The organism is Pseudonocardia alni (genome assembly GCF_002813375.1).
Taxonomy (GTDB): domain Bacteria; phylum Actinomycetota; class Actinomycetes; order Mycobacteriales; family Pseudonocardiaceae; genus Pseudonocardia; species Pseudonocardia alni.
Window position 1 is genome coordinate 1 of the sequence record NZ_PHUJ01000002.1, and the last position, 23,139, is coordinate 23,139.

At 70.0% G+C, this 23,139-nt stretch carries 23 protein-coding genes, 2 pseudogenes and 1 other annotated feature; of the genes and pseudogenes, 17 read left to right on the plus strand and 8 right to left on the minus strand.

What is annotated here, in order from left to right; translation table 11 throughout:
• Window positions 1-765, minus strand: a 765-nt coding sequence (locus ATL51_RS00525; protein WP_167409931.1) for a P-type ATPase, incomplete at its 3' end; no start/stop codon positions are given.
• Window positions 758-1,127: pseudogene (locus tag ATL51_RS00530) on the minus strand (ArsR/SmtB family transcription factor). The gene ATL51_RS00525 and the pseudogene ATL51_RS00530, both read right to left, overlap by 8 nt.
• A 154-nt stretch (window positions 1,128-1,281) precedes the next feature.
• Here ATL51_RS00530 and ATL51_RS00535 point away from each other — a divergent pair.
• The 4 genes from ATL51_RS00535 to ATL51_RS00545 all read left to right on the plus strand — a co-directional run bounded on the left by ATL51_RS00535 (window position 1,282) and on the right by ATL51_RS00545 (window position 4,124).
• A complete protein-coding gene (locus tag ATL51_RS00535; protein ID WP_100877372.1) occupies window positions 1,282-1,911 on the plus strand; it encodes a class I SAM-dependent methyltransferase in 630 nt (209 codons plus the stop codon).
• 269 nt (window positions 1,912-2,180) lie between these two features.
• A complete protein-coding gene (locus ATL51_RS28785; protein ID WP_208622868.1) occupies window positions 2,181-2,552 on the plus strand; it encodes a hypothetical protein in 372 nt (123 codons plus the stop codon).
• Window positions 2,553-3,138: 586 nt separating this feature from the next.
• A complete protein-coding gene (locus ATL51_RS28790; RefSeq protein ID WP_208622869.1) occupies window positions 3,139-3,327 on the plus strand; it encodes a hypothetical protein in 189 nt (62 codons plus the stop codon).
• A gap of 248 nt (window positions 3,328-3,575) precedes the next feature.
• Window positions 3,576-4,124: a recombinase family protein gene (locus ATL51_RS00545; RefSeq protein WP_100877232.1), complete on the plus strand. Its 549-nt coding sequence runs from the start codon at window positions 3,576-3,578 to the stop codon at window positions 4,122-4,124.
• Between the two features lie 170 nt (window positions 4,125-4,294).
• Here the strand turns inward: ATL51_RS00545 and ATL51_RS00550 are convergent, their stop codons facing one another.
• Window positions 4,295-5,551 (minus strand): IS256 family transposase, encoded by a 1,257-nt coding sequence (locus tag ATL51_RS00550; protein ID WP_073574061.1) that lies wholly within the window; start codon window positions 5,549-5,551, stop codon window positions 4,295-4,297.
• 171 nt (window positions 5,552-5,722) lie between these two features.
• Between ATL51_RS00550 and ATL51_RS00555 the strand changes: the two genes are divergently transcribed.
• Window positions 5,723-6,541 (plus strand): phosphotransferase, encoded by an 819-nt coding sequence (locus ATL51_RS00555; RefSeq protein WP_392567350.1) that lies wholly within the window; start codon window positions 5,723-5,725, stop codon window positions 6,539-6,541.
• Between the two features lie 10 nt (window positions 6,542-6,551).
• On the opposite strand, the gene istB is transcribed toward ATL51_RS00555, so the two are convergent.
• The 3 genes and pseudogenes from istB to ATL51_RS00570 form a co-directional block, all read right to left on the minus strand.
• Window positions 6,552-7,394: an IS21-like element helper ATPase IstB gene (istB, locus tag ATL51_RS00560; protein ID WP_100877233.1), complete on the minus strand. Its 843-nt coding sequence runs from the start codon at window positions 7,392-7,394 to the stop codon at window positions 6,552-6,554.
• Window positions 7,391-8,416, minus strand: a pseudogene (locus ATL51_RS00565) (Mu transposase domain-containing protein); the annotation flags it as partial. The pseudogene ATL51_RS00565 and the gene istB, both read right to left, overlap by 4 nt.
• A gap of 32 nt (window positions 8,417-8,448) precedes the next feature.
• A protein-coding gene (locus tag ATL51_RS00570; protein ID WP_100877234.1) for an IS3 family transposase occupies window positions 8,449-9,713 on the minus strand; the annotation gives its coding sequence in 2 pieces (ribosomal slippage) (window positions 8,449-9,410 and window positions 9,410-9,713; 1,266 coding nt in all).
• Window positions 9,280-9,414: a sequence feature (AL1L pseudoknot), on the minus strand. Its footprint overlaps the gene before it by 135 nt.
• A 1,072-nt stretch (window positions 9,714-10,785) precedes the next feature.
• On the opposite strand from ATL51_RS00570, the gene ATL51_RS00575 reads away from it, so the two are divergent.
• The gene (locus tag ATL51_RS00575) at window positions 10,786-11,835 is read left to right on the plus strand and encodes a PLP-dependent cysteine synthase family protein (protein ID WP_226369776.1); all 1,050 of its coding nucleotides are present in this window, start codon (window positions 10,786-10,788) and stop codon (window positions 11,833-11,835) included.
• Window positions 11,835-13,241 carry an MFS transporter gene (locus ATL51_RS00580; RefSeq protein ID WP_100877236.1) on the plus strand — a complete coding sequence of 469 codons (1,407 nt, stop codon included), beginning with the start codon at window positions 11,835-11,837 and terminating at the stop codon, window positions 13,239-13,241. The genes ATL51_RS00575 and ATL51_RS00580 overlap by 1 nt, the downstream gene beginning before the upstream one ends.
• 50 nt (window positions 13,242-13,291) lie before the next feature.
• On the opposite strand, the gene ATL51_RS00585 is transcribed toward ATL51_RS00580, so the two are convergent.
• Window positions 13,292-13,861, minus strand: coding sequence for a L,D-transpeptidase (locus ATL51_RS00585; protein ID WP_100877375.1), 570 nt, complete (start codon window positions 13,859-13,861; stop codon window positions 13,292-13,294).
• A 615-nt stretch (window positions 13,862-14,476) separates the two neighbouring features.
• On the opposite strand from ATL51_RS00585, the gene ATL51_RS00590 reads away from it, so the two are divergent.
• Complete coding sequence (locus tag ATL51_RS00590; RefSeq protein WP_100877237.1) at window positions 14,477-15,256, plus strand: M23 family metallopeptidase; 780 nt, start codon at window positions 14,477-14,479, stop codon at window positions 15,254-15,256.
• A 20-nt stretch (window positions 15,257-15,276) separates the two neighbouring features.
• On the opposite strand, the gene ATL51_RS00595 is transcribed toward ATL51_RS00590, so the two are convergent.
• A complete protein-coding gene (locus ATL51_RS00595; RefSeq protein ID WP_100877238.1) occupies window positions 15,277-15,987 on the minus strand; it encodes a cytochrome c biogenesis CcdA family protein in 711 nt (236 codons plus the stop codon).
• A gap of 129 nt (window positions 15,988-16,116) precedes the next feature.
• Between ATL51_RS00595 and ATL51_RS00600 the strand changes: the two genes are divergently transcribed.
• Genes ATL51_RS00600 through ATL51_RS00635 form a run of 9 tightly spaced genes read left to right on the plus strand, consistent with a single transcriptional unit; the run spans window position 16,117 to window position 22,617 of the window.
• Window positions 16,117-16,734 (plus strand): ATP-binding cassette domain-containing protein, encoded by a 618-nt coding sequence (locus ATL51_RS00600; protein WP_100877239.1) that lies wholly within the window; start codon window positions 16,117-16,119, stop codon window positions 16,732-16,734.
• Window positions 16,735-16,766: 32 nt separating this feature from the next.
• Complete coding sequence (locus tag ATL51_RS00605) at window positions 16,767-17,408, plus strand: heme exporter protein CcmB (protein ID WP_301548832.1); 642 nt, start codon at window positions 16,767-16,769, stop codon at window positions 17,406-17,408.
• Entirely contained in the window at window positions 17,405-18,169 is a 765-nt protein-coding gene (gene ccsA, locus ATL51_RS00610; RefSeq protein WP_100877241.1) for a cytochrome c biogenesis protein CcsA, read from the plus strand. The genes ATL51_RS00605 and ccsA overlap by 4 nt, the downstream gene beginning before the upstream one ends.
• On the plus strand, window positions 18,166-18,288 hold the full coding sequence (locus tag ATL51_RS29190; protein ID WP_264183724.1) for a hypothetical protein: 123 nt from the start codon (window positions 18,166-18,168) through the stop codon (window positions 18,286-18,288). The genes ccsA and ATL51_RS29190 overlap by 4 nt, the downstream gene beginning before the upstream one ends.
• Window positions 18,285-18,731, plus strand: a complete 447-nt coding sequence (locus ATL51_RS00615) for a cytochrome c maturation protein CcmE (RefSeq protein WP_178376921.1) — start codon at window positions 18,285-18,287, stop codon at window positions 18,729-18,731. The genes ATL51_RS29190 and ATL51_RS00615 overlap by 4 nt, the downstream gene beginning before the upstream one ends.
• Complete coding sequence (locus tag ATL51_RS00620) at window positions 18,728-20,716, plus strand: heme lyase CcmF/NrfE family subunit (protein WP_100877243.1); 1,989 nt, start codon at window positions 18,728-18,730, stop codon at window positions 20,714-20,716. The genes ATL51_RS00615 and ATL51_RS00620 overlap by 4 nt, the downstream gene beginning before the upstream one ends.
• The gene (locus ATL51_RS00625) at window positions 20,709-21,206 is read left to right on the plus strand and encodes a cytochrome c-type biogenesis protein (RefSeq protein ID WP_281010851.1); all 498 of its coding nucleotides are present in this window, start codon (window positions 20,709-20,711) and stop codon (window positions 21,204-21,206) included. The genes ATL51_RS00620 and ATL51_RS00625 overlap by 8 nt, the downstream gene beginning before the upstream one ends.
• Entirely contained in the window at window positions 21,203-21,991 is a 789-nt protein-coding gene (locus tag ATL51_RS00630) for a tetratricopeptide repeat protein (RefSeq protein ID WP_100877245.1), read from the plus strand. The genes ATL51_RS00625 and ATL51_RS00630 overlap by 4 nt, the downstream gene beginning before the upstream one ends.
• The gene (locus ATL51_RS00635; RefSeq protein WP_100877246.1) at window positions 21,988-22,617 is read left to right on the plus strand and encodes a TlpA family protein disulfide reductase; all 630 of its coding nucleotides are present in this window, start codon (window positions 21,988-21,990) and stop codon (window positions 22,615-22,617) included. The genes ATL51_RS00630 and ATL51_RS00635 overlap by 4 nt, the downstream gene beginning before the upstream one ends.
• The last annotated feature ends 522 nt before the right edge of the window (window positions 22,618-23,139 follow it).

Consider the following 23,139-nt stretch of genomic DNA (forward strand, 5'->3'; position numbering starts at 1 on the left):
GAGGCGCTGCGCGGCGCCCTTGCGGGACTGCTCGGCCTCCACGATCGCCACGATCCGGGCCAGCGAGTTGTCCGCGGCGGTGCTGGTGACCTGCACCTCCAGCACGCCGGTGCCGTTGATCGACCCGGCGTACACCTCGTCGCCGGGGCCGGCCTCGACCGGCACCGACTCCCCGGTGATCGCCGAGACGTCCAGCGCGGTCCGCCCGGTCCCGACGGTCCCGTCGGTGGCCAGGCGCTCCCCGGGGCGCACCAGCATGGTGTCCCCGACCCGCAGCTCGCCCGGAGCGACCACGATCTCCAGGCCGCCGCGCAGCACGGTGGCCTGCTCGGGGACCAGCGAGAGCAGCGCGCGCAGGCCGCGGCGGGTCCGGGCGATCGAGTACTCCTCCAGGCCCTCGCTGATGGAGAACAGGAACGCCAGCATCGCGGCCTCGCCGACCTCGCCGAGCGCGACGGCGCCGACCGCGGCGATGGTCATCAGGGTGCCTACCCCGATCTTGCCCTTGGCCAGGCGGCGCAGTGTGGACGGCACGAACGTCCACGCCCCCACCGCTAGCGCGAGGACCTGCAGGGCGAGCTCCACCGGCGCCGGCCCACCGGACCAGCCCACGACCAGCGACGCGCCGAGCAGCACCCCGGCCACCGCGGCGGCGCGCAGCTCGGAGACCTCCCACAACCGCTCCGGCTCCCGCTCCGCCACGACCTCACCGGTCTCGGCGTCGACGCGGGGCTCATCGGGGCCGCACCCGCACGCGTCACTCACCGCGCACCCCCACGGTGCCGGTACCGAAGTTCGGGCACAGCGCCACGGCCGACCCGGTCGCCCCAACAACCTCTCCGCGGCGGCGAGCAGGTCCAGCAGCTCCGGCGGGTCAGCGAGTAGAACATCTGCCGGCCCTCCGGACGGCCCATCACCAGGCCGCAGTCGCGCAGGCACGCCAGGTGCGCCGACACCGTCGACTGCGCCGACCCGAGCCGCTCGGTCAGATCCACCACCCGCGCCTCGCCCCGGGCGAGGTGCTGCACGATCGCGAGCCGGGTCGGGTCGGACAGGCTGTGGAACAACGCCGCAGCCGGCATCAACTCCTGGCGCGGGGACACCGCCACCGCATCTGGCATCGTCATGCGGCGATGATAACGCATGTGGCCCATGTTCGGCGCCAGCTTTTCGACGCCCTCGATCGTCGCAGCCCTGGACACCGCCGCGACACCTCTGGTATCCATCGCTAGCCAACGATGTAACCGCATATCGTCGATAACTGGGAGGTCTGTCGTGTTGATGAACCGGGTGGAAACGGCCCTGGTGAACAGCCCGCCGCGGCGCGCGTTTGCAGCGGTTCTACGAGACCCCGACGCTGCTGCGGCTGGGCGGGCACTATCCCCGGACGCGCGGGTGCTCGAGGTGGGGTGCGGGGCGGGGTACGGCACCGAGCTGATCCTGCGCCGGTTCGCCGCGGCTCGTGTGGACGCGATCGACCTGGACCCGGCCATGGTCACTCGGGCGAAGCGCCGGCTGGCTGGTTACGGGGAGCGGGTGCGGCTGGCCACCGGCGACATGACCGACCTGCGCACCGCCCTGGACGCCGAGGACAACAGCTACGACGCGGTGTTCGACTTCGCGATCGTGCACCACGTCCCGGACTGGCGAGCGGCGCTGGCGGAGATCGTTCGGGTGCTCAAGCCGGGCGGGCGGTTCTACTTCGACGAGGTCACCGCCGCCGCGCTGGCCACCCGCGGCTACCGGTGGCTGTTCGACCACCCCACCGAGGACCGGTTCACCGCGAGCGAGTTCGTCGCCGAACTGGAGCGCCAGGGACTGCAGGTCGGGTCCCGGTGGCGCACCCGGGTTCGCGGGCACTACCTGCTCGGGGTGGCCCAGCGCCCGTACAGCGACGCCGCACCGCGGTGAGCCCCGCCGGCGAGGACGGGGCGTTGCGGCTGCTGCTCGACGCCCGCCCGGACCTACCGACACGGCCCGGAGGCGATCGACGCCCGCCAACGCGCCCGCCTGGCCGAGCTCGTGGACTTCGCCCGCGGCCACGGCAGCGTGTACCGCGAGCTCTACCAGGACCTGCCCGGCCGGGTGGAGGACCCGCGCCTGCTGCCGGTCACCAGCAAGGCGGCACTGATGGCACGGTTCGACGACTGGGTCACCGACCCCGCGCGAGCAGGGAGCGGGTGCAGGCGTTCGTGGCCGACCCCGCCCAGATCGGCCAGCCGTTCCTCGCCATCCCACCCGGCTACCGCGGCGGTTCCCGAGCCGGCTACACGGTGGCGACCACGTCGGGTACCACCGGCACGCGGGGGATGTTCCTGCTCGACGAGCGGGCACTCGCGGTGACCACCGCGCTGAGCTCGCGCATGCTCAGCACCTGGCTGAACGCGAGCGCGCTGCCCCGGCTGATCGCCGGGCGGGGACGACTGGCGATGGTCACCGCCACCGCGGGCACTTCGCCTCCACCGCCGCGGCCGCCCGCCTGCGCCGCACCAGACGCGGCCGCCGCCGGGTCCAGGCGCTGTCGGTACACACCCCGCTGCCGGAACTGGTGACCCAGCTCAACGCGTTCCCACCCGCCGTGCTCGCCCCCTACGCCACCACCGCGGCGCTGCTGGCCACCGAACAACAGGCCGGGCGGCTGCGGATCCGCCCCGCCCTGGTCGCGCTCGCCGCCGAAGGCCTGCCCGACCCAGAGATCGCGCGGATCGCCACCGCGTTCGGCTCCGCGGTGGGCAACTCCTACGCCGCGACCGAGTGCCCGTTCCTGTCCTACAGCTGCCACCACGGCTGGCTGCACGTCAACGCCGACTGGGCCATCCTCGAACCCGTCGACGGCCGACCACCGGCCCACCCCGCCCGGCCAGCAGTCCCACACCGTGCTGCTGACCAACCTGGCCAACCGGGCCCAGTCGATCCTGCGCTACGACCTCGCGACAGCGTCCTGGCCCGCCCGACCCCTGCGACTGCGGCAGCCCACTGCCCGCGATCGGGTGCAGGGCCGCACGCGGACCTACTCACCCTCCCCACCACCCACGGCACCACCGTGACACTCACCCCGCTGACCCTCTCGACCCGCCTGGACCGGCTGCCCTCCGTGGCGCTGTTCCAGATCCTGCAGATCTCCCGACCGAGCTCTCGGTGCGAATCCAGCCCGCACCCGGCGCCACCCCGCAGCAGGCCTGGGCCCACGTGCACCGCGAACTCACCGACCTGCTCGCCGCCCACGGCCTCGCCCAGATCACCGTTCGACGCGCCGAGCAGCTCCCCCAACCCGCCACCGGCGGCAAGTACCGACTGGTTCAACCGCTGGCCGACACACCGGGCTGACCACGCCACACGTGGCGTCGACCGACCATGCGCTGTCGGCTGCTCGGCCGTACCCTCTCACGATCTTCTCTCCGGTCGACGACGCAGGCGTCGCGGCGCACGGATCGCGACCTCGTCTCGTAGACCGAACCCCACCGGGACACCCCGGCCCCGCCCGCGAAACCGAAGATCGCTGCTGCTCGGCGATTCCCGTAAGACCCGCCCGATGAAATGCCCGATGAAGGGGCGCTTACTGGGACACTCGCACGGTGAGCGGACTACTGATCGGCTACGCCCGGGTCTCCACCGACGAACAAGACCTCACCGCCCAACGCGACGCCCTCACCACCCTCGGCGTTGCGCCCGAGCGGATCTACGTCGATCACGGCCTGACCGGAACCAACCGGGCCCGGCCCGGGCTGCGCGAGGCGATGGCCGCGTGCCGCGGCGGCGACGTGCTGGTCGTGACCAAACTCGACCGGCTCGCCCGGTCGCTGCCCGACGCCCGCGACATCGTCGCCGAGCTCACCGCCCGCGAGGTCAAGCTCAGCCTCGGCGGGTCGGTCCACGACCCGACCGACCCGGTCGGCAGATTGTTGTTCAACGTGCTGGCCATGGTCGCCGAGTTCGAGTCAGACCTGATCAAGATGAGGACCCGGGAGGGCATGAAGGTCGCCCGCGCCAAGGGCCGGCTGCGTGGCAAGAAGCCCAAGCTCAGCCCGCGCCAGGAGTCCCACCTCGTCGAGCTGCACCACGCCGGCGCGCATACCTGTCAACGGTTCGTCAAAGTTGACCCCCTCCGGGACTCCGAAAAATGACTCTGGGGTGGCCTGGCAGCTCAGTGAGACAGTGCATGGATGCTTGCCGACGAGGTGCCGGCCTGGATCGTGGCGTGGTGTCGAGATCACCTCGGCGGCGAACCTGTAGAGGGGTCACGTCCGGCGGAGTGGTGTATGAGATCGACTCCGCGTGATCTTGGTTCGGGATTCTAGGCGGTTATTGCCTCGGTTGTCATGAGTGCCTCGCTGCCGGTCGGTGCGGCTTCGGTGGTGACGATGCGGATGCGTGAGCGGGCCAGTAGATCGAGGCCCATGTAGCGGCGGTTCTCGGTCCACTCATCACTCTGTTCGGCCAGGACGGCGCCGACGAGGCGGATCAGGGAGTCGCGGCCGGGGAAGATCCCGACCACGTCGGTGCGACGGCGGATCTCCTTGTTCAGTCGCTCTTGAGGGTTGTTCGACCAGATCTGGCGCCAGACCTCGCGCGGATATGCGGTGAACGCCAGCAGCTCATCGCGGGCGTTGTCGAGGTGCTCGGCTGCGTCGGGCCAGCGCGCGGTGAGAGTGTCGACCACGCGTCCGTACTGGGCTGTGACGGCGTCGGCGTCGGGCTGGTCGAAGATCGTGCGCACCTGCGTAGCGACATGCGGCTGCGCCGACTTCGGAACACGGGAGAGCAGGTTACGCAGGTAGTGGGTGCGACACCGCTGCCACGCCGCACCCGGCAACGCCGAGGCGATCGCCGCCACCAAGCCGGGATGGGCGTCGGAGATGACGAGCTGGACCCCGGACAGGCCGCGGGCGACCAGACCGCGCAGGAACGCCAACCAGCCCGCTCCGTCCTCGCTGGAGGCCACATCCAGGCCGAGGATCTCGCGGTGCCCGTCGGCGTTCACCCCGGTCGCGAGCAGCGCGTGCACGTTGACCACCCGGCCGTCTTCGCGGACCTTCACCGTGAGCGCGTCGACCCACACGAACGTGTACGGGCCCTGGTCGAGCGGGCGCTCGCGGAACGCGGCGACCTGCCCGTCGAGGTGGGTGGCCATCTCGCTGACCTGCGAACGCGACAGCGACTTCACCCCGAGTTGTTCGGCCAGCTTCTCCACCCGCCGGGTGGAGACACCGAGTAGGTAGGCCGTGGCCACGACGGTGACCAGGGCCTGCTCGGCGCGGCGGCGGTGGGTCAGCAGCCAGTCCGGGAAATAGGAGCCCTGGCGCAGCTTCGGCACCGCCAACTCGATCGTGCCCGCTCGGGTGTCCCACTCCCGGGCCCGGTAGCCGTTGCGCTGGTTCGTCCGCTCGCTGCTGCGCTCGCCATAGCCGGCCCCGCACTGCTGATCGGCCTGCGACGACATCAACGCGTTCGCCATCGTCGCGATCATCGTCTGCAACAGATCCGGCGACACACCCGCCGAGGCGAACTCCTCGACAAGCTGGGCAGGGTCCACACTGTGTGGTGCGGCCATCGTGGTGGTCCTTCCTGGAGTTCCTTGGTCGGTACTCGAGAAAGATCACGCGGTGGCCGTCTCACGTCACGACGCCACGCCGCTCACCAGCGACGAACCCGTACACCACCTCCGCGGACGTAACCTGTAGAGGTTCTGTTCGACCTCGTGCAGATGTCGTCAGTGCTGGGGATGCGTCTGACGGACGGATCCGAGGCAGTCGTGAAGGTCCGTGAGGACGACGGCCGCGGGGCTGGCTGTGTGCGCGTGCAGGCGCAGCTCGCTGAGCGCGGGTTTCCGTGCCCGAGACCGTTGACGAGGGCAGTCACCTCGGACGGGATGGTCGTTCATGCCGAGGAGTTCCGGCCTGGCGGGGAGGTGTGGGGCGGCGATTCCCCCGAGGTCGCAGGGCGCTATGGACAGGTGTTCGGCTGGTTGCTTGAGGAGCTGCAGAACGTGCAGGCCGGCCCGCTGCTGCCGAATCCGCGCTGGGTCCGGTGGGACCACCCCGGGCCCGGCGTCTGGCCGAGCATCGCTTTCCTCGATGAGAAGGACCAGAGCCTCGTGCCGCAGTTCGTCAGCGAGGTCGCCCAGCGAGCGCGGTCGCGGCTGCGAGCGGCGGACGCGCCCTGTGTCCTGGGCCATGCCGACTTCGAGGCGCAGAACCTGCGCTGGAAGGGCCCGACGTTGTGGGCGATTCACGACTGGGACAGCGTGGCCTGGCAACCCGAGGCTGCGCTGGTCGGTGCTGCGAGCGGAGCGTTCCCCAGACTGCCTGGTGAACCGCCGTCGCTGGCGACGATCGCCAGCTCAGAGGCGTTCGTGGAGGCATATCAGCAGGTGCGCGGCCGATCGTTCACCGCCGAGGAGCAGGAGCTCGTCTGGGCAGCGAGCCTGTGGCCGGTCGCCCATAACGCCCGCTGGGACGCACTGCATCGAACAACGACGTCGCCCTCGACAGCGGCGCTGGTCGGGCAGGCGACCGATCGCCTCGCTTGGGCTGGTGCATGACGGGCCGAGGTCAGTCGCTGGTGGCTCGATCCTTCGCGAGGAGCTCGCGGCGCGCCCGGGTCCGGTAAGACTCCCCGGACAGGGTCAGGACTTCGGCGTGGTGGACGAGACGGTCGATCATGGCTGCGGCGACGACGTCGTCGGAGAACGTCTCGCCCCACCGCCCGAACGGCAGGTTCGAGGTGACCATGACGCTGCCTTGTTCGTAACGCGAGGCGATGAGCTGGAAGAACAGGTTCGCCGCGTCCTGGTCGAACGGGATGTAACCGACCTCGTCGACGATGATCAGCCGGTAACGACGGATCTTCTTCAGTTCCGCCTCCAGAGTGCCGGTGTGGTGGGCGGCGCCGAGCCGGGCGATCCAGTTGGAAGCGGTGTCGAACAGGACAGAGCGCCCAGCCTGCGCGGCTTTGACCCCGATCCCGATCGCCAGATGCGTCTTCCCGATCCCGGGCGGACCCAGCAGGATCACGTTCTCCGCCTTCGACACGAACGTCCCCGTCGCCAGGTGAGCGAGCAAGTCCCGGCGTAACGAGGGCAGATGGTCGAGGTTGAAGTCCTCCAACGTCTTGACCTGCGGGAAGTGCGCGGTCCGGATCCGCATCGTGGTCCCGGCGGCCTCGCGGTCGGCGACCTGGCGGGCCAGCAACGCGGCCAAGAACTCCTCGTGCGACCAGTTCTGGTCCCGCGCCTGCTCGGCCATCTTCTCCCAGCAGGCCGCGATCGTGGGGACCTTCAACGCCCGGGTCAGATAAGCCAGCTGCGCGCCCAGCCCGTCCGAGCCAGCCGTCTTCGTCGCGGTGGTGCGGGTCCCGTTCGTAGCCGGGCTGGTGCTGGTGCTGGTGGGACTCATAACGGTGTGGCCTCCGCAGACTGGGGAGTGGAATGGAGATCAGGGGTGGGGTCGAAGTCGACGCCGAACAAGGCGTCGTAGTCCGGCAGCGCCCGCAGGACCACGGTGTGGCCGTCGGCGTGCTGACGTGCCGTGCGGGCGCCGGCCTCACGTCGGGCGGCGAACTCGCGGCGCAAGACCTGCGCCGCCGCCAGGTGGGCCGGGTCGTTGACCACCGCCCGCTGTGCCCAGGACCGGCGGTGGCGGGCCACGACCTGCTCGTCGCAGACCACGATCACCGTCGAGAGCGAGGCATAGACCTCGACGAACCGGCCGATCACCCGCGGGTCCACCGAGTAGTCACAGGTGTCGACCCGGACGTAGTGATCACGGGCCAGCCGGGTCCGATGGCGCAGCCCGACCGCCGGGGCGACCGGTGACAGCCCGAGCATCGCAGCATGGTCGGCCTCGAACAGATCCACCGGGCGCCCGCCGACCGAGCGGACCGCCCGCTGGTTCGCCCGGGACAGCCAGCCCTCGAGCTGAGCGGTGAAGTCCGCCGGTGAGGTGAACGAGCGCCCCGGCAGGAACGAGGTCTCCAGATAGCCGTTGGCGCGTTCGACGATGCCCTTGAACTCCGGGTCCCGCGGCGGAGCGAGCTGGATGCGCGTGGCCAGCGTTCCGGCGAACGCGGCGACCGGGGCATTGACCCGGCCCTTGATCGCGATACCGGCCTCGCGGTCCCAGACCAGCGTCCTCGGCACCCGCCCCAGCGCGGTGATCAGCTGCCACATGCCTGAGAGCAGGTCACCGGTCTGACGCGACGGCAGCAACGTCGCTGACAGGAACCGCGAGTAGCCCTGGGCCATCACCAGCACCGGCAGAATCCGCGCCTGACCGGCGCCGACAGGGATCTTCGTCGGCGGGAACCACAGGTCGCACTGGGCGAGCTCCCCGGGCCGGTAGGACATCCGGGTGACCGGATCGACTCCGACGTACTCGGGGCGGATCTTGGCCAGGCGCTTCTTCAACGGCCCCTCGGAGTGAGTCGCTCTGGGGCTGATGGAGACTCGCGCTATGGGATTCCGACCGGGTGTTGGTCGTCCCGGTGGGCAGCGTAGAACGCCTGCTCGTACTCGTGCGGAGGCCGGTCTCCGAGGTAGCCGTGCAGGCGCTGGTGGTTGTGCCAGTGCACCCAGCCCAGCGTCGCGAGCTCGACGTCCTCCACTGTCTTCCATGGACCGTCTCGGGCGGGTCCGCGGATCAGCTCGGCCTTGTAGTAGCCGTTCACGGTCTCGGCCAGCGCATTGTCGAACGAGTCCCCGACGCTGCCGATCGACGGAACCGCGCCGATCTCAGCGAGCCGCTCGCCGTAGCGCACCGACGTGAATTGCGACCCGGCATCGCTGTGACAGCGCAGGTCCGGCAGCCGGGTGCCGCGCGACCAGCGCGCCATCTCTAGCGCATCGAGCACCATGCTGGTGCGCATGTGCCCGGCGACCCGCCAGCCCACGATCATCCGCGAGAAGGCGTCGACGATGAAACACACGTAGGCGACCCCGGCCCAGGTCGGCACGTAGGTCAGGTCGGTAACCCACAGCTGATTCGGCGCGTCGGCCCGGAACTGGCGCTGCACCAGGTCCGGATGGCGCGCCGCGACTGGATCCGCCCGAGTGGTGCGCAGGCGCTTGGTCCGTCGGGCGCCCTCGATACCCGCCGCGCGCATCAAGCGGGCGACCTGGTCACGGCCGACGTCCAAGCCGTCGCGGCGGGCGGCCTTCCACAACTTGCGTGCCCCGTAGACGCGGTAGTTGTTCTCCCACAACCCGACCAGCCGCGGGGTCAGCTCGGCGTCCCGCCTGGCCCGCGCCGAGGCCGGGCGGGTCTTGGCGGCGTAGTAGCTGCTCGGGGCCACCTGCAGCACACGGCAGATGAGCTCGACCCCGAGCCGGCGCCCCTCCACGACGTCGTCGCGGTGGGCGTCGACGAATGCCACTACCTGCGGTACTGGCGGTCGAGCTCCGCCCCGAAGAAACTCGCAGCCCGCTTGAGCACCTCATTGGCCCGGCGCAGTTCGCGGACCTCTTGCTCGAGCTCGCGTACCCGGGCTGCCTCGTCGGTGGTGACACCGGGCTGGTGGCCGTCGTCGACGTCGGCTTGGCGCACCCACAACCGCACCGACTCCGCGCCGTAACCGAGCTGATCGGCCACCCGCTTCACCACACCGTGATCGTGTCCCAGCTCGGTGCGCAGGGTGCGGACCATCCGCACCGCCGCGGCCTTCTCCTCCTGCGAGTACCGCCGCGTCGTCGGCTTGCCCGCAGTGCGTTCTGACGGCATGACTCCATCCTCGTTTCCAAGGTCAAGAGTCTCTACAGCACCCAGGGCGGCTCACTACTTATGGAGCACGGGGATCGGCGGTCTGCATGAGCCGCGGTGGAAAACCCGCATCAAACTGGCCGACAGATCTTCGAGTACCTCGAGATCTGCACAACCGGCGCCGCCGACACAGCGCTCTGGGCTGGCGCTCGCCGGAAGAGTTCGAGGCTCAGACCAAGATCGTCGTGGCTTAGAGACTCCAGCCACGCAACTCCGCGGGACCCGGTGCACCCCACAGCCTCCACCGCGCCCGAGGCGCTTCACCGCGACCGCACGAGTGCGAACAGGCGTTCCACATTGCCCACCAGGACAACCAACAGCTGGTCGGAATCCCGTCGCGGGGTCTCAATCCGACCCGGAGCGACTCAACCGGGCACTGCAACACGGCTGTGGGCCTCGATCGTGTAGCGCCCGCGATCGGCGCCGTCAGCGGCCGTTCTGGCCGCCGCCCGTCGAGTCCGTGGACCATCGCAGGCGCTCGTTCTCGATGTGTAACAGGCTGATACCGTTCGATCGCTGTGAGCGACCGTCTAGAGCATCCCGGCCTGGTGTGGCCCCGCCGTATTGCTGTGTGCTCCGGTCTGTTACTGGGTTTGATCATCGTCGTCCTTGCCGCCGCTGGTGCTTCGCATGTCGATGGCGGGCCTGTGGCCTCCTCGGTTGCGGTGGTGGCTCCGCCCCACAGTCACGGACCGTCGTGCCACGAAGCCGGCGACCACGACGCCGCGAGCACCGCGACGCGCCCGGACCGCTGGGGCGACTTGGGCGATGGCCTTCCAACTATTCTATTTACTTTCGAAGCCGCCGCTGTGCGGCAGGTACCGAAAGTTGTGCCAGTCGATACTCGACCAGCACGCCCCCGCAGTGGTCGATCGCATCTCGCTCTCGCACAGATATGTCGCACGTAGATGCTGGCGGGACACAGCTCCCGTTGTCGTTCACGCCCGTCTGTACGTTCCCGCACGGCATAGTGCCGCGCTGCCTGAACGAGGTCTGAATTCGTATGTCCACGCTTGCCTATGCTGGCCTGCCCATGTCTGAGGAGACCCGGCTCATCCACGTCGTCGGGAACACTCCTGTCGTCTGGATCGACTCACCATTCGCCGAGGGCGGGCGGGGTTTCTGGGCCAAGCTCGAAGGAGCCAACCCCGGTGGGATCAAAGACCGTCCAGCGGTACATATGGTTCGCCGCGCCCGCGAACGCGGCGACCTGCTCCCGGGCGGACGCATCGTCGAATCGACCAGCGGAACCCTCGGGCTCGGTCTCGCGCTGGCTGGGATCGCCTTCGGGCACCCAGTCACCCTGGTCTCAGATCCCGGTATGGAACCTTTGATGTATCGGTTGCTGCGCGCCTACGGCGCAGAAATCGAGACTGTCGACGCCCCCGCGTTGATTGGTGGGTGGCAGCAGGCCCGCCGGGACCGGGTCGCCCAGGTGCTCGCCGAGCACCCCGGCTCGTGGTGCCCTGATCAGTACAACAACCCGGACAATGTCGCCGCCTACGCGCCACTCGCCGCTGAGCTGTGGCATCAGCTCGGCCGCATCGACGTATTGGTCTGTTCCGTAGGCACCGGCGGCCACTCGGCCGGGATCTCGCGCGCGCTGCGACGTCACCAGCCCGACCTAGAGGTAGTCGGCGTCGACACGATCGGGTCGACCATCTTCGGACAGCCGGCTCGGCCTCGTCTGATGCGTGGGCTCGGCTCGAGTATCCACCCGCGCAACGTCGATCACAGCACCTTCTCCGAAGTGCACTGGGTAGCACCGGACGAAGCGGTATCTGCGTGCAGAGCGATGGCGAGCGCGAGCTACGCCAGTGGCGGCTGGAGTGTCGGTGCCGTCGGCGTCGTCGCTGGCTGGTTGGCCCGTACCCGCCCACCTGGTACGCGGATCACTGCGGTCTTCCCCGACGGCCCGCAGCGGTACTTCGACACGGTGTACAACGACGACTTCTGTCGGAACCACAACATCGAGGTCGGACCGCCGCCACTAGGCGATCCGGACCAGATCGACCGCACTGACCGCTCGGAGGTCCGGCGCTGGACGCGTTGTGTCGACGTCATCGCACCTGAGGCGAGCTGATGCGGGTATGGGCCCGATACCGTTCGTTCGAGCGTCCGACGCGGCTGCTACTTCTCAACCAACTCACCATCAACCTCGGCTTCTACATGCTCATCCCGTACCTGGCCGACCACCTGTCGGCCGGGCTCGGGCTGTCAGTACTGATGGTCGGCGTCGTCCTCGGAGTCCGGAACTTCTCTCAACAAGGGATGTTCCTGGTAGGAGGTAGCCTGGCCGACCGGTTCGGATACAAGCCGATGATCGTCGCCGGGTGCGCCTTGAGGACCGTCGGATTCGTACTGATCGGGCTCGTCGACGCCGTGCCCGCGTTGGTGATCGCCTCGGCGATGACCGGGTTCGCCGGTGCTCTGTTCAACCCGGCAGTCCGCGCCTACATCGCCCACGACGCCGGAGAGCGACGGGTCGAGGCGTTCGCCTTATTCAGCGTCTTTTACCAGGCGGGGATCCTTATCGGGCCGGTGGCTGGAATGCTGTTGACCGGGATCAACTTCACAGCGACCTGCCTGGTCGCCGCAGCTGTCTTCGCCGTGCTGACAGTGCTGCAGATTCGGGCATTGCCTGGTCGTCAGGGTAGCGGCGGGAACTCCCGTGAGGATGGGCGTTCGGTACTGGCCCAGTGGCGTGACGTGGCTACCACCAGGGGTTTCGTGCCGTTCGCCGTCGCGATGATCGGTACCTACGTGCTGTCGTACCAGATCTACCTCGCTCTCCCGCTCTATACGCGGTCGTTGCTTGGCGGCGGTGACTCCGCGACGATGCTGGTAACTGCCGTCTACGTCGTATCAGGCGGGGTCACGATCGCGGCACAGATGCGGGTCACCGCGTGGTGCCGGGACCGCTGGGGGGCAGCCGCGTCGCTGAGCAGAGGCCTGTTCGTGCTCGGAGCAGCGTTCGTGCCGATGCTCGTCGCCGACTGCCTACCAGCACTTGACGACGGTACGACAGTCGTCGTGGGGATCATCGCGCTGCTATCCACAGCTGCGATGCTCGCGGTCGGCACAGCCATCGTTCTGCCCTTTGAGATGGATACGATCGTCGGGCTGTCGGGCAACCGTCTCGTTGCCACTCACTACGGGTTCTACAACACCGTGTGCGGGATCGGGATCCTGCTGGGCAATGCCGGGACCGGGTGGGCTATGGACTTGGCCCGTTCGGCTGGAGCAGCTGCAGTCCCGTGGGCGGTGCTCGTCGCGACCGGAGTCGTCTGTGCGGTAGCACTTATGGCTCTTCACCGGCGCGGTCTTCTGACCGTGACACCAGAGAAGACGCCACGCCCGACGGAGACAGACGCGCCCACGGTGAGCTTTGAGGCGATCAATCGGTTCGCCGCAGCCGACACCGCTCCGACGCAACCGTTGCCCATGGCATCGGCATCGGCATCGGCATCGAGAAGCCGAACCCGCTGACCTCCGCTGGTGTGGCGCCCGCTGCAGCGCCACACCAGCGGACGCGGTCCTCAGCTCGCTGCTGCACCGCCTCCGCGCGCTGTCTGCTCGTCCGAAGCGCGTACGACCTGAACCTTGTCGCCCTCGACGAGATCGTTGAAGAACGCCTCGGCCTGCCCGGTGTCGAGCTTGACGCATCCCGCCGACGCACTCGCCCGGTCACCGCCGTGGAAGGCGACGCCGCCGTCGGCGAAGAAGACCGACCACGGCATCGGCGCAGGGTTGCCGTCAGGGCCGGTGAACTCACCGCTGACGTGGTCCTTATTCTTGCGGTAGACCCGAAACGAGTGTCCCAGAGGTGTCTCCTGGCCGGCTCCGCCGGACGCGATCGGAACCGGACCACGGGTCACCTTGCCGTCGCGCAGGAGCCAGGCGCGTTGCGTGTCGAGATCGACACACGCCCGTGCCGAGACCGAGCAAGGGGTGCCCGGGGCGACGGCCTCCGCGTGGGCCTGGGTTGCGATGTCGCCCTGCTCGACGTCGGCGAGCGCGGTTCCACCGAGGCCGATCCCGGTTGCGGCGACGATCGCGGCGACGACGATCCGCTTGCGGCGTGGTCGTCGGGTCGTCGGATTCCCCATCTGGTGCTCCTGTTCGTGGGTCGCCGTCACCGCGCTCGGGGTAACGAGACTCGGCATCATCCGTAACGAGAGACGTTCAAGAGTGACCGAGGTTGTCACGCTTCGGAGTCGGATCTGCCGGTGGGTGACCCCGGGGAGTCTCGGAGGCCCGTGGCTGGGTGGTGGAGAGTGGCCGACCCTGCACCGCTAGCCTCGTCGATGACGGAGGGAGTGCACGTGCGGCGGATTGCTCGATGGACAAGCGCCATCGCGGTCGCCGTACTCACCGTGCTCACGGTCGGTGTCCTATGTGCGGGAGGCGCGACGGCGGGGGAGCCCCCGGCCCCTGTCGGTCAGGAACGCTCGCACGGATGCCACGGTGCTCCGCTGCAGGACATCGAGCACGCCGCCGCGAGCCCGGTCCGCCTCGCCGACGACGGGACGAGTGCGTCGACCGTCGACCTCACTGTTCTCTGCGTCCGAACCGTTCCCGCAGCAGTGGTCCGCCCGGCGGTGCCGGACGACACCCCGCCGGCTCCCGCACGCGTCTCGACAGCTGATCTCCAGGTCTTCCGGATCTAGACACCGTTGCGCGCTCCCACGCCCGCAGCCCCTTGTCAGATTTGGGATACCCGTATGTCGACGTCCAGTACGTCCCTGTCCTCCTGCCTCCCTGCTCCGCCGCCCGCCGGTGCCGGGGCCGTCGCCGCACTCGCAGCCGGAGCCCTAGTCACCGGTGCTCAGGCCACCTACGACGAACTCGATCTCCAACTGGTCGACGACGAGGTCCGTCCGGTCGCGGCGCTGTCGCTCGAACCGGCCTCGATCCCAGCTCCCGACCGTCCCGCGGTCGTCGCGCCTGTCGCGGCGTCCGAGCTCCCGGACGCCGCCGACCCGGACGACCTCGCCGCCCTGGCGAAGGGCACCCGGATCGGAGAGGAGTCCGCCCGTCGAGCCGACCAGCTCTCGGCCGCCCGGGCCGAGGGCGCCCCGGCCGCCGTGACCGCGGCCAGCGGTGAGGTCACCGTGCAACCCGTCCGGGGCCGGATCACCTCGACGGCCGGTCCGCGCTGGGGCTCCACCCACTACGGCCTGGACATCGCCAACCGCATCGGGACCCCGATCTTCGCCGTCGCCGACGGTGTCGTGGAGAAGTCCGGTCCGGCGAACGGATTCGGACTGTGGGTGGTCGTCCGCCACCCCGACGGCAGCCGATCGGTGTATGGCCACATCAACCAGGCGTTCGTCGCGGCAGGGGAGCGCGTGGCGGCCGGGGACCGGATCGCCGAGGTGGGCAATCGCGGTCAGTCGACGGGGCCGCACCTGCACCTGGAAATCCGGCAGGGCTCGGTGTCGGGCGAGAAGGTCGACCCTGTCGGATGGCTGAGAGCTCGCGGTCTGGAGCTGACCGGATGACGACGCAAGCCGGGAATGCCTCAGATCGGAGGCCAGCCCCACCGCGCATAGCTGGAGACAGCATCGGCCATCACGGCCGACCACACCCCGCTGAGCATCAGCACGCCGGTGACCACCAGCATCACGCCGCCGGCGACCTCCAGACGGTGGGCGTTGCGGCGCAGCCAGGCGAATCGGTCGCGGCCGCGCAGGAGAGCCCGTGCCAGCAGCAGGAAGGGAAGCCCGAGTCCGAGCGCGTACGCGGCGAGAAGCACGACACCGGTCATGAGCCGGCCCGAGGTCGCGGCAACGGTGAGGATCGTCGCGAGCACCGGACCGACGCACGGGGTCCAGCCGAGCGCGAACGCCGCACCCAGACCGAACGAACCGATCGCGCCAGAGGTCGCCCGGCGCAGGCCGGGCCGGAACTCGCGGGCGATCAGCGGAATTCGGAGGACCCCGGTCATTCCGAGCCCGAGGACGACGACGACCACTCCGGCGCCCCGGGTGAGGATGTCGAGGTTCTGCCGCAGCAGGAGCCCGACCGCCGAGGCCGTGAGACCCATGGCGACGAAGACCGCGCCGAACCCGGCCACGAACAGCGCAGGTCCCCAGTGCGATCGTCCCCTGTCCTGACTGCCGGAGCGGCTGACGAAGGAGACGTAGCCGGGCAGCAGCGGCAGGACGCACGGGGAGCTGAACGACACGGCCCCGGCGACGAGCGCGAGCGCCGTCATGGCCAGGAGTTCCACGACACCTCCGAGATCGACCAGGGCCGTTGTGGACCCGTTACGCGAAGTATGTCATCTTCTACAGACAGTAGAAGTTTGGGAGTCGCCGTGAACGATGCGCCGCCGGTGGCCCGTCTCGCAGGAGTACGGGTGGACCTGCACCAGGCCCCGGTCCTGCGCGATCTGGACCTGTGTCTCGAGTCTGGCGAGGTCATCGGCCTGATGGGCGCCAACGGTTCGGGGAAGTCGACGCTGCTTTCCGTGCTCGCCACCCTCATCCGCCCTACCGCCGGGACGGTCGAGCTGTTCGGCCGGCAGATCGACGCCACCAGCGCTCGCACGGCGAGGTTGCGCGTCGCGCTCGTCGGACACTCGGCGGCGCTCTACGACCGGCTCACCCTCGAGGAGAACCTGCGGCTGGTCGCTCGCCTCACCGGCCGCCCGCGTCGCCGGGTGCCCGAGGTGCTCGCCGACGTTGGTCTCGCCCGGGCGGCCGGGCGGCCGGCGATCGCCTGCTCGCAGGGAATGCGCAGGCGCGCGGAGCTCGCCCGGGTGATGCTCACCGAGCCCGACCTGCTGCTCCTGGACGAGGTGCACACCGGGCTCGATTACGACGCCGCACCGTTGGTGGGCCGGGTTCTCGCAGAGGTGCGTTCCCGGTGGGGAGCTGGGGTCCTCGTCTCGCACGAGGCCGGAAGGGTCTCCGACCTCTGTGACCGGACGGTCGGTCTGCGCTCCGGCCGGGTCGAGACGGTGGTAGCCCGATGACTCCGTCGGTGTCTCCGCTGGCGCAGGCGGTCGTGCTCGCCCGCAAGGATCTGTCCGTCGACCGTCGTACCGGTGAGGTCTTCGGGGTCGTGGCACCGTTCGGTGCGGTCGCGCTCTTCCTGGTGCCGTTAGGTGTGGGTGCCGAGACCGCCCTGCTGACCGCTGTCGGACCGGCCCTGTTCTGGCTGATCGTGCTGCTCTTCGGAGTTCTCGTGACCATGCGGGGCGGCGCTGTCGACAGCCCCGCCCACAGAGCGCTCCTGCTTCTGTCCGGGGTGACCCCCCGGGTCCGTCTGGCCGGTCGCGCCCTCGGGAACACGGCGCTTCTGCTGGCGTTCCAGCTGGTCATCGCTCCGGTGGCGATAGTGCTCTACGCGCCGGATCTGGGCGGGTGGCCGTGGTTGCTGCCGATGGTCGTCCTCGTCGCTGCGGGCCTGGGCACGCTCGGTGCGTTCGCCGATCTCGTCTCCGAAGGGCTCGCAGGGCGCACCACGCTCGGTCCCCTGCTCGTCACTCCGATCACGGTTCCGTTGCTGCTCGGCGCCGTCGGAGTCATCGACGCCACCCGCTACGAGCGCCCGGCGTGGCCGTGGCTCGTCCTCGTGCTGGCCGTCGATCTCGCCATCGCGTTGTCGGCCGCGTGGTGCGTCCGGCACCTGGAGGATCAGACATGATCGAACCCGACCTGACCCGAACGACTGCGGTAACACCGTGGACCGTCTTCGGCCGTCGGTTACCGCTCGCGGTCGCGACCGCCGTCGTCATCGCGGCGGCCGCAGCGTTGTTCTCGCCGGCCGACCGGTTGCAGGGTGAGCTCGTACGGCTGATGTACGTGCATGTCCCTGCGGCGTGGACGGCGTTTCTCGCCTACGGCGTGACCCTCGTCGCCGGCCTGGTCTGGTTGCGGCGGCGCACCGCCGTCTGGGATCGGCTGGCGGCATCGAGCGCCGAGGCCGGGGTGTTCTTCACCGGTCTCGCCATCGCTCTGGGCTCGATCTGGGGTCGACCTACCTGGGGCGTGTGGTGGACGTGGGACGCCCGGCTCGTGACGACGGCGTTGCTGTTCTTCGTCTACCTCGGGTACCTCGCCCTGCGGCGCGCGATCGACGACCCGGTCGCTCGGGCCTGCCGGTCGGCGGTGTTCGGCGTCGTCGCCTTCGCCATGGTCCCGCTCGTGCACTTCTCGGTGCTGTGGTGGAGGACGCTGCACCAGCCGCCCTCGTTGCTGCGTCCCGCCGCACCGGCGATCGGCGGCGGCATGCTGGCAGCGCTGCTGTTATCCGTCCTGGCCTTTACCGCCCTCTACGTGCTGGTCGTCCGGACCCGGATGCGGATCATCGCCGCCGAGGACGCCGCAGACGCTGCTGAGAGCGCGGGGGACCGGCCGGTCGCCGGCGATGCCGTGACCGCACCCGGAGGGGAGACCGAGCGATGACGCAGTGGGCCTGGGTGGTGCTCGGCTACGGCGTGACCGTGACGGCGACCGTCACCTATCTCGGGGTGCTCCTACGGGCCGCTGCCCGGATCGGCGAGAGAACGGAGGAGAGGCGATGACGACCTCACACATCCGTGAGCGCCGTGTCGTGCGGCGCTATCGCCTGCTCGGCGCTTCTGCGACCGGTATCCTGGCCGTTCTCGTCGGCCTGCTGCTGTTCGGCAATCTCAACGGCAACCTCGTCTACTACCTCGAGCCCGCCGAGGCGGTGGCCCAGCGCGCGAGCCAGGCTGAGGGCACCCGGTTCCAGCTCGGCGGCCTCGTCGTGGATGGCACTGTCGTCGGCGAACCAGGCCGGGTGCAGTTCGAGGTGACGTCCTCGGCCGGGCCAGACGGTGTCCGGGTGCCCGTGGAGTTCAGTGGCGCCCCGGCCCAGCTGTTCGGCGCCGGCGTCGGGGTCGTGCTCGAAGGGCAGTGGCGGGGGGACACCTTCGTCTCGGACTCGATGAAGGTGAAGCACGACGAGAACTACCAGCCGCCCGACGACGAGGGTTCGGCATGACGACGGCGGTGCCCTCCGCCGGGTGGACCGGCCTCATGCTCGGCCTCGCAGGGTCGGTAGTGCTGGCGGTCCTCGGCTTCCTCGCCCAGCACCGGCCCGGTGCTGTGCGTCGCAGGCAGCTGCTGGTCGGGGCGGGTTTCATGCTCGGTGGCTCGGTGCTAGCGATGGCGGCGCTCCAGGTCGCCCTGCTGACCGACAACTTCGCCGTCGCCTACGTCGCCGAGAACCACTCCCGTGCCACCTCGACGTTCTTCAGCATCACCGGGGCCTGGGCAGCGCTCGAGGGCAGCCTCGTCCTGTGGGTGCTCGTCCTGTCCGGATTCACCGCAGCGGTGATGCACGGAGTACGCGACACCGATGACCGGCTCGGCACCGGGGCGCTCGGCGTGCTGGGTTCAGTCGGCGCCTTCTTCTTCGGCCTGGTCGTGCTGGCGGGCAATCCATTCGAGATTCTTGCCGAGGTACCCGCAGACGGGCCCGGGCCGAACCCGATCCTCGCCGACCACGTGCTCATGGCCGTCCACCCGCCCTTGCTGTACGTGGGCTACGTCGGCCTCACAGTGCCGTTCGCGTTCGCAATGTCGGCGCTGCTCGGCAGCGTTGCGGGAGTGGAGTGGCTGCGCCGCACCCGCCGCGCGAACCTGACGGCCTGGAGCTTCCTCACGGCGGGTCTCGTGGTGGGCGCCTGGTGGTCCTACGAGGTCCTGGGGTGGGGCGGCTACTGGGCCTGGGACCCCGTGGAGAACGCCGCACTGGTTCCGTGGCTGGTCGCCACCGCCTTCCTGCACTCGGCCGTGGTACAGGTCCGGCGGGGGATGTTGCAGTCCTGGAACTTCGTCCTGGTGCTGGCGGCATTCGCCCTCACCGTCCTGGGCACGTTCCTCACCCGCAGCGCGGTCGTCCAGTCGGTACACAGCTTCAGCCAGTCCGACGTGGGCCCACCGCTGCTGGTGTTCTTCGTCGTCGTGGTGGTGACCGGGTTCGTGCTCATCGCACTGCGTGCCGAGCGCATCGCATCCCGGGGCGGTCCCGAGTCGCTGGCCAGCCGGGAGGGCATGTTCCTGCTGAACAACTTGCTTCTGAGTCTGTTCGCGTTCGTCGTGCTGCTCGGAACCCTCTACCCGGTCGTCCTCGAGGCGATCACCGACGAGCAGGTGTCGGTCGGACGGCCGTTCTTCGACCGGATGGCGGTCCCGCTCGGTTTCGCCCTGCTCCTCGCGATGTGGGCCGGACCGGTCACCCCGTACCGCCATGCGTCGCCGGCGGTGATCTGGAGACGCCTGCGCGTGCCGTTGCTGCTCGCGGCCTGTGCCTCGACGACGACGGCCCTTGCCGGGGTGAGCTCACCGGGGGTCGTGGCCGTCGTGGCCCTGGCTACCGGGATCGCGTCGAGCACCGTGCGCCAAGCCCTGGTGACCGCCCCCGCACGGACTCCCGCCGGTCTGTGGCGCCTCATCTGCGGGCAGCGCGGGTACTGGGGCGGGCAGCTGGCCCACCTCGGTGTCGCTCTCTTCGTCGTGGTGGTCGCCACCTCGTCCGGTCTGGCCGAGCGGAGCACCGTCACCGTCGACCGCGGGGACTTCGTCGAGTTCGCCGGGTACACGCTGACCTTCGACTACGTCGACGAGCACGAGCTGCCCGACCGGCTGGTCACCGACGCACACCTCACCGTCACCGACGGGGAGCGCGTCAACCGGGAGATGACACCGTTGTTGAACTCCTTCCCCGGCAGGCCACAGGCGGTCGGTAACCCCGATGTATGGACGACCCCGGCTCAGGACGTCTACGTCGCCCTCGGGGACCTGGAGCCCGAGCGCGTCACGCTCAACCTGTTCCGCTACCCGCTGATGGTCTGGATGTGGGTCGGCGGGGGCATGGTCGCGGCCGGCGGGTTCTGGGCGTTGGGTCGGCCGCGCCGGACCGCGCGGGCCGCGGTCGATCCCGGCCAGTCGCGGTCTGGGGAACCGGTGAGCACCGATGCCTAGCCCGGGCCAGAGGGCGGTCTCCGTCGTGATCGGCGGGGCGACTCTTCTGCTGACCGTCGCCGTCGCACTGGTGCTCGCCATGGCCCCCGCGGCGGGGCAGGACCGGGTGCAGGAACTGGCCGAGCGGCTGCGCTGCCCGGTCTGCACGAGCGTGTCGGTCGCCGAGTCGCCGTCGGACACCGCTGTCGCGATGCGGCAGGTGATCGAGGACCAGGTGGCGGCGGGGCGGTCGGACGACGAGATCGAGGCCTACTTCCGTGCCCGGTACGGTGACTGGGCGGTGATCGACCCGCCGGCGTCGGGCAGCACGCTGCTCCTGTGGCTGCTGCCCGCCGCGGCGACGGTCGCAGGTGCGGCGCTGCTGCTGACCCGCCGGTCCCGGTGCGCCGGCCGCGACGAGCCGGAACCGTCCGAGGCGGAACAGGCACGGGTCGACCAGGCGCTCGACCGGAGCCGCGAGTCGCAGGCCCGGCGGGAGCTCGAGCCGTGAGCCGGGGTGACGAGATCGCCGACCAGGCGCTGGCGGACATCCTGGAACTCGAGGCGCAGGTCGCCCAAGGCGAGATCGACGAGGAACGAGCCCGGCGGATGCGCCGGCATTATGTCTCCGTCGCCGCCGAGGCGATGGCCTCGCCGGACGACACCGGATCGCCCGGCCCCCGGAGCCCGGCAGGTCGAGCACCCCGCCCGTGGACGCTCGCCTACGTGCTGGCAGCCACGGTGGCGCTGGTCGCCGGGATCATTGTGCTCCCGGCGTCGATCGTGGAGCGCCCCGAGGGTGGAGCGGTCACCGGGATCGAACCGATGGCCGAGGCACCCGGTGATGCCCCGGCGGTCGACCCTGCCGCCGTCGACGACGAACAGCTGGAGCAGGTGGTCGCCGAGAACCCCGGGGTGATCGGGATGCGGTTGGCCCTGGCGGACCGCTACGTAGCGGCAGGCGACCACGGTGCCGCGATGCGCCATTACGTCGAGGCGGTCCGCCTCCGGCCCGACGACCCGCAGGTCCGCACGCGGCTGGCCTGGCTGCTGCTGACGATCGGGCAGACCGGACCGGCCCTCGAGAACGCCGACCGGGCACTCGCACTAAGCCCCGGCTCCCCTGACGCGGCCTGGGTCCGGGCGAACGTGCTTATCGACGGTCTCGGCGACGTGGCCGGTGGCGTCGGCGTCCTCGAGGGTCTGCTGGCCCGGCCGGACCTCACCCCGGACATCCGGGGCCAGGTGGAGGACCTGCGCCGCCGCGCACTGACCGACGGAGGAGGTGGGCGATGACGACGCGCAGTCGTCGATGGAGTGGGGTCCGCGCAGCGGCGGTCGCCGTGGTCGTCGTGGCGATCGGGGTCGGTGCCGTGTTCGGTTGGCGCCTTGTCGGAGGATCGACGGTCGTCGACAGCCCGCTGATCGGCCGCCCGGCCCCGGCAGCGGCCCTGCCGCAACTGGACGCCGGCGGCACGGTCTCGCTGGCCGACCTCCGCGGTGACGTGGTCGTCGTCAACTTCTGGGCCTCGTGGTGCGTGGCGTGCCGTGGCGAGCATCCGGTCCTCGTGGAAGCGGCCCGTGACTACCGGGACCGTGGGGTGACCTTCCTCGGCGTCGACTACCAGGACTCGCCGGACTCGGCCCGGGCGTTCCTCGACGAACTCGGCCGCGGCGGCCCGAACTATCTCTACGTCAGCGACCCGGGATCGCGCGCCGCTTTGGACTTCGGGCTCTTCGGAGTCCCGGAGACCTTCGTCCTCGATCCCGACGGCGTGATCGCAGCGAAGATCACCGGACCGGTGACGACAGGGCAGCTGGACGGGGTTCTCGAGGCCGTGCTCGCCGGTCGACGCCCCGAACCCGGGACACCCGGGTCCGTCCAGCCCGCACCGGGCGCGCCGTACAGGTCCCCCGGATGACGGCGCCACCCATTACCGGACGAGTACCGGACGGTCCCGGTCGCAGGCGGTTGCCGTGGAGCGTCCTGCTGCTCGCCCTCCTCCTACCCCTGGCGATGGGATGTCTGCCGGGCTCCGAGGTCACCGCAGGTCCGGCGGCGTCAGCCATCGGAGCCTCGGCGACCGCGGTGGAGTCCACCGCCGCAGAGCAGGATCACGACGTCTGCCCGTTGCAGCCTCTCTGTCCGCACGATGCCGGGCAGGACCACGCCACCGACGACGCCCCACCCCGCCTGACCGGTCCGGCCCCGCACGATCCGCTGTGTCCGTCGGCCCAGGGCGTCGAGGGGATCCGCGGGGAGTCCGGGACGGCCGCAGCCCCACGCGGCGAGCCAATCGTCCTCCCCGCCGTCCGGACGCCGGTCTCGGTCCTCTGCGTCGACCGGAACTGATCGACCGCACGAGCCGGCGCCTGTTCGTCCCGCGACCGGCCCGCCCGTCACGTCAGTCCCGACACCCGCGGCCCCACAGCCGCAGAGCCGC

Coding starts and splice junctions, on each gene's coding strand:
- ATL51_RS00535 (WP_100877372.1), top strand. CDS start 1,282: ATGAACCGGGTGGAAACGGCCCTGGTGAACAGCCCGCCGCGGCGCGCG.
- ATL51_RS00550 (WP_073574061.1), bottom strand. CDS start 5,551: ATGGCCGCACCACACAGTGTGGACCCTGCCCAGCTTGTCGAGGAGTTC.
- ATL51_RS00555 (WP_392567350.1), top strand. CDS start 5,723: ATGCGTCTGACGGACGGATCCGAGGCAGTCGTGAAGGTCCGTGAGGAC.
- istB (WP_100877233.1), bottom strand. CDS start 7,394: ATGAGTCCCACCAGCACCAGCACCAGCCCGGCTACGAACGGGACCCGC.
- ATL51_RS00575 (WP_226369776.1), top strand. CDS start 10,786: ATGTCTGAGGAGACCCGGCTCATCCACGTCGTCGGGAACACTCCTGTC.
- ATL51_RS00580 (WP_100877236.1), top strand. CDS start 11,835: ATGCGGGTATGGGCCCGATACCGTTCGTTCGAGCGTCCGACGCGGCTG.
- ATL51_RS00585 (WP_100877375.1), bottom strand. CDS start 13,861: ATGGGGAATCCGACGACCCGACGACCACGCCGCAAGCGGATCGTCGTC.
- ATL51_RS00590 (WP_100877237.1), top strand. CDS start 14,477: ATGTCGACGTCCAGTACGTCCCTGTCCTCCTGCCTCCCTGCTCCGCCG.
- ccsA (WP_100877241.1), top strand. CDS start 17,405: ATGATCGAACCCGACCTGACCCGAACGACTGCGGTAACACCGTGGACC.
- ATL51_RS29190 (WP_264183724.1), top strand. CDS start 18,166: ATGACGCAGTGGGCCTGGGTGGTGCTCGGCTACGGCGTGACCGTGACG.
- ATL51_RS00615 (WP_178376921.1), top strand. CDS start 18,285: ATGACGACCTCACACATCCGTGAGCGCCGTGTCGTGCGGCGCTATCGC.
- ATL51_RS00620 (WP_100877243.1), top strand. CDS start 18,728: ATGACGACGGCGGTGCCCTCCGCCGGGTGGACCGGCCTCATGCTCGGC.
- ATL51_RS00625 (WP_281010851.1), top strand. CDS start 20,709: ATGCCTAGCCCGGGCCAGAGGGCGGTCTCCGTCGTGATCGGCGGGGCG.
- ATL51_RS00635 (WP_100877246.1), top strand. CDS start 21,988: ATGACGACGCGCAGTCGTCGATGGAGTGGGGTCCGCGCAGCGGCGGTC.